Source organism: Leucobacter soli (genome assembly GCF_042659205.1).
Taxonomy (GTDB): Bacteria; Actinomycetota; Actinomycetes; order Actinomycetales; family Microbacteriaceae; genus Leucobacter; species Leucobacter soli.
The window spans coordinates 1-4,758 of record NZ_JBHSRW010000180.1 but is presented as its reverse complement, the minus strand read 5'-3'; the positions used below and the strand labels follow the sequence as shown (position 1 = coordinate 4,758).

General features: G+C 70.9%; 4 protein-coding genes and 1 pseudogene. 4 read left to right on the top strand and 1 reads right to left on the bottom strand.

The features are described 5' to 3' along the window. Together ACFPZL_RS10165 and dapF are read left to right on the top strand one after the other, a co-directional pair. Positions 1-468, top strand: a 468-nt coding sequence (locus tag ACFPZL_RS10165; RefSeq protein ID WP_382335305.1) for a tRNA (adenosine(37)-N6)-dimethylallyltransferase, incomplete at its 5' end; no start/stop codon positions are given. Positions 469-472: 4 nt separating this feature from the next. Continuing rightward, on the top strand, positions 473-1,348 hold the full coding sequence (gene dapF, locus ACFPZL_RS10160; protein ID WP_218113843.1) for a diaminopimelate epimerase: 876 nt from the start codon (positions 473-475) through the stop codon (positions 1,346-1,348). Positions 1,349-1,477: 129 nt separating this feature from the next. Here the strand turns inward: dapF and ACFPZL_RS10155 are convergent, their stop codons facing one another. Continuing rightward, complete coding sequence (locus ACFPZL_RS10155; protein WP_218113844.1) at positions 1,478-2,131, bottom strand: class I SAM-dependent methyltransferase; 654 nt, start codon at positions 2,129-2,131, stop codon at positions 1,478-1,480. Positions 2,132-2,225: 94 nt separating this feature from the next. On the opposite strand from ACFPZL_RS10155, the gene hflX reads away from it, so the two are divergent. Then, positions 2,226-3,863 (top strand): GTPase HflX, encoded by a 1,638-nt coding sequence (hflX, locus tag ACFPZL_RS10150; RefSeq protein ID WP_236021674.1) that lies wholly within the window; start codon positions 2,226-2,228, stop codon positions 3,861-3,863. A gap of 179 nt (positions 3,864-4,042) precedes the next feature. Beyond that, positions 4,043-4,758 (top strand): annotated as a pseudogene (locus tag ACFPZL_RS10145) (5-methyltetrahydropteroyltriglutamate--homocysteine S-methyltransferase); the annotation flags it as partial.

Below are 4,758 nucleotides of genomic sequence, written 5' to 3'. Positions count from 1 at the left end.
GACGCGCGCAACCCGCGCCGGGTGGTGCGAGCCCTCGAGGTCGCGCTGCTCGGCGGCGACCCGCAGGTGACTTTGCCGACGGAGCCGGAACCGTGGTCGGCGGGCACCCGTATCGTCGGCGTCGCCTGCGACCGCGCGACGCTCGTCGAACGGCTCGACCGGAGGGTGGAGCGCATGTGGGCCGAGGGCCTGTTGCGTGAGGTGGAGGCTCTCATCCCGCGCGGCCTCGAGCAGGGGAGGACCGCGAGTCGTGCCATCGGCTATGCGCAGGCGCTCGGGCAGCTTCGGGGCGAGCTGAGCGAGGCCGAGGCCGTCGCCGAGACCCAGATGCTGACGCGGCGCTATGCGCGTCGACAGGTCAGCTGGTTCAGGCGCTACCCGGGCGTGCAGTGGCTCGATGCGACCGGCTCCGGCGGCGCCGATGCCGGGAGGATCGGGCTGCCCGCTGCGAGGCTGCCCCTAGACTGAACGGATGAGCATCCTCGCGTTCACCAAGGGCCACGGCACGGGCAACGACTTCGTGCTCTTCACCGACCCCGAGGGCGAGATCGAGCTGACTCCGGAGCAGATCCGTATGCTCTGCGACCGCCGTTTCGGCGTCGGAGCCGATGGCGTGATCCGGGCCGTGCGGTCGCGGGCGATCCCCGAGGGGGCGGCGATACTCGAGGCCGAACCCGAAGCCGAGTGGTTCATGGACTACTGGAACGCCGACGGCTCCCCGTCGGAGATGTGCGGCAACGGGATCCGCGTGTACGCCCACTACCTGATCGAGGAGGGGCTCGTCGCCCCCGAGCGTCGCGACACTCTCCCCATCGGCACGCGCGCCGGCGTGAAGGACGTGCTCGCCGGCGCGTCCGGATACACGGTCGACCTCGGTCGCTGGCGCCTCGGCGACGACAGCCTGGTCTCGGCACGCGGACTGCATGTGGCGCGACCGGGGCTCGGGATCGACGTCGGCAACCCCCACGTGGTGACCGTGCTCGCCGATGACGCCAAGCTCGACGGGCTCGACCTGACCGAGGCGCCCGGGCTCGATCCCGCACCGGAGCACGGTGCGAACGTCGAGTTCGTGGTGCCGGAGGATCCGCTGCTGAAGGACGGTGTCGCCCGGATCCGCATGCGCGTGCACGAGCGCGGTTCGGGGGAGACGCTCTCCTGCGGCACCGGCGCCGCCGCCGCCGCCCTCGCGTTCCGTCACTGGGGCGGCGAAGGCATGCCCAGCAGCTGGAGCGTCGAGGTGCCCGGCGGGCGCCTCGGGGTGCGCATGTTCCCGACGGAGGAGGGCGAGCACGTCTCGCTGTCGGGGCCCGCGGAGCTCGTCTACACGGGGACCATCGATCTGCCCTGATCCTTCACCTTGCGGGCAGGATTGCACCGATCTGCAGTTTTGCACCGCGAACTCGGGTGTCGCGGGTGCGTTTCTGCAGATCGGTGCGTTTCTGCAGATGCGGGCCCGGCCCAGTCGCGCGGGGTCAGCTCAGCCGCGCCGAGCCTCGATCACGTGAAAGCCCTTGTCCCGGGCGACGCGCGTGACCGTGAGCTCCGGGAGTTCCGCCGCGATCCAGCGCTGCAGGGAGTCGGCGCCCAGGTGCTTCGCGACGACGAGATGGGCGGATCCGCCCGGCGCCAGACGGGGGAGCCACTGGCGCAGGAGGCCGTGCAGCACCGCCTTGCCGACGCGGATCGGCGGATTCGATCGGATCGACCCGAAGCGCAGCTCGGCGGGCACCTCGTCGGGTGCGGCGACGCGCACGTTCGTGAGGCCCAGACGCGAAGCGTTTGCGGTGGTCAGCTCCCGCGCGCGCGCATTGACGTCGACCGCCCAGATCTCGGATCCGGGATCCCGCAGCGCCGTGTCGAGCGCGATCGGCCCCCAGCCGCAGCCGATATCGAGGATCGGCGCATCGGTGCTGGCGGTATCGAGTGCCTGCCCGTGATTCCCGTGCGACTCGCCGGATTCCTGGAGCCCGGCGAGCGTCCGCAGCAGCACGCGCGTGCCCTGGTCGAGGTGCTCGGGGCTGAACACGCCCCCGGCGGTCACCAGGCGCCGCGGGGCGCCCGCCAGCTCGACCTCGATCTCGCGCGGGACGAATTCGCCCGCCGGGCTCTCGCTGAAGTAGTGCTGGTCCACCGCCCCAGTATCCCAGGCGGGGAATGCGCGGAGTGCTGCGCTGTGGGTGAACAGCCTGGGCGGTGTCAGGCGGCGCGCCTAGACTGGGAGTCACATGACAGAACGAACTGACCAAGATTTCGACGCTGCGAGCGATGACGCTGCGAGCGAAGGTGCGGCGCGCGACGACACCGTGCGAGACGACACCGTGCGAGACGACACCGTGCGAGACGACTCCGACGCGCTGGATCGCCTGCTCGCCCGCGCGAACCGTGGCGAGAGCGCGCACGTGGTCCGCGAGAGCCGTGACCTGCTGCTCGGCCGGGGCGCCCAGGCGTTGGGCGATGCGGAGCACGATCGGCTGGCCGATGATCTCGACGCGATCCGCTTGGAGCGGGAGGAGCGCGCCTCGTTGAAGCGCGTCGCCGGGCTCTCGACCGAGCTCGAAGACGTCACCGAGGTCGAGTATCGGCAGCTGCGGCTCGAGAAGGTCGTGCTCATCGGCGTGTACGCCTCGTCGTCGCGGGGCGGGCAGGAGGATGCCGAGAACTCGTTGCGCGAGCTCGCAGCGCTGGCCGAGACCGCGGGCGCACAGGTGCTCGACGGCGTGCTGCAGCGGCGGGCCCACCCCGATCCCGCGACCTATCTCGGCAAGGGCAAAGCCCAGGAGCTCGCGGAGATCGTCGCGGCCGAGGGCGCGGACACGGTCATCGCCGATACCGAGCTGGCGCCATCGCAGCGGCGCGCGCTCGAGGACGTGGTGAAGGTAAAGGTCATCGACCGCACGGCCGTGATCCTGGACATCTTCAGCCAGCACGCGAAGAGCCGCGAGGGCAAGGCGCAGGTCGAGCTCGCGCAGCTCGAGTACCTGCTCCCGCGTCTGCGCGGCTGGGGCGAGTCGATGTCGCGGCAGGCCGGCGGGCAGGTCGGCGCCGGTGGCGCGGGCATGGGTTCTCGCGGCCCGGGCGAGACGAAGATCGAACTGGATCGCCGCCGCATCAACACCCGCATGGCGAAGCTGCGCGCCCAGATCAAGACATTCGCGCCTGCGCGCGAGGCGAAGCGCGCCAACCGCAAGCGCGGCGAGGTGCCCTCGGTCGCGATCGCCGGGTACACGAACGCGGGCAAGTCGAGTCTGCTGAACCGGCTCACCGGGTCGGAGGCGCTCGTGCAGAATCAGCTCTTCGCGACGCTCGACACGACGGTGCGGCATGCCGAGACGGCCGACGGCCGCCGCTTCACCTATGCCGACACGGTCGGCTTCGTGCGGAATCTGCCGCACCAACTGGTCGAAGCCTTCCGCTCGACCTTCGAGGAGGTCGCCGAGTCGGATGTGATCGTGCACGTCGTCGACGGCTCGCATCCCGAGCCCACTGCTCAGCTGCGGACGGTGCGCGACGTGATCGCCGAGGTCGACGCGCAGGGGATCCCCGAGATCGTCGTCTTCAACAAGTCCGATCTGATCGATGACTCTCAGCGTCTCGTCCTGCACGGGCTCGCGCCCGACGCGGTTTTCGTTTCCGCCCGCACCGGAGAGGGCATCGAGCAGCTGCAGGAGCGGATCGACGCGACGCTGCCGGTGCCCGACCGGGAGGTCACCGCGGTGGTGCCCTACGAGCGGGGCGAGCTCGTGGCCGAGCTCCACGAACGCAATCGCGTGCTGGGGACGGAGTACGTCGCCGAGGGCACCCGCGTGCACGCGTATGTGAGCGGTGAGACGCTCGCGAAGCTCGAGCCGTTCCTAGTGGTGTGACGGCACAGTGGCGTGATAGCGCAACGGCGTGACAGCGGAGTGGTGTGGCAGCGGAGTGGTGTGACGGCGCTGCGGCGTGACAACGCGGTTTCTCCCCGACTCGTAACTTTTCGTCGCACGGGGTAACTCCGTGCAACGGCGGTTCGGCCCCGCCCCGCGTCCGTCGCTACCGTGGGGGCATGACCGCTTTCGCATCTTCCCCCCTGCCCGCCGCCACCATCCTCGGCTACCCTCGCATCGGCCGCCGTCGCGAGCTGAAGCGCGCCGTCGAGGCGTTCTGGAAGGGCGCGATCGACGAGGCCGAGCTGCGACGCACCGCGGCCGAGCTGCGGTTCGCCACGCGGGCCCGCCTCGTCGAGCTCGGGCTCCCGGCCGAGGGCGGCGCCGTGCCGGAGAGCTTCAGCTTCTACGATCAGGTGCTCGACGCGACGCTCGCGCTCGGCGCGATCCCGGCGCGCTTCGCCGACGTCGGCGCGGCCGGCGGATCGGATCTCGCGACGTACTTCGCGCTCGCACGCGGGGACGAATCACACCAGCCGCTCGAGATGACCAAGTGGTTCGACACGAACTACCACTACAGCGTGCCCGAGATCGATGAGCGCACGCCCTTCGCCGCGAACCCCGCCCTGCAGCTCGCGCAGCTCGCCGAGGCGAAGGATCAGGGCGTCGAGTCCCGCCCCGTGCTCGTCGGCCCGGTGACCTACCTGCTGCTCGCGAAGGCCGCCGACGGAGCGGCCGAGGGATTCGCCCCGATCGACCGTCTCGACGAGGTCGTCGCGGTATACGGCGAGCTGCTCGCGGCGCTCGCCGAGGCGGGCGCCGCGTGGGTGCAGCTCGACGAGCCCGCGCTCGTCTCCGACTCGCTCTCCGTTCCGCGCGCCGAGGTGCTCGCGCT

Coding starts and splice junctions, on each gene's coding strand:
- dapF (WP_218113843.1), top strand. CDS start 473: ATGAGCATCCTCGCGTTCACCAAGGGCCACGGCACGGGCAACGACTTC.
- hflX (WP_236021674.1), top strand. CDS start 2,226: ATGACAGAACGAACTGACCAAGATTTCGACGCTGCGAGCGATGACGCT.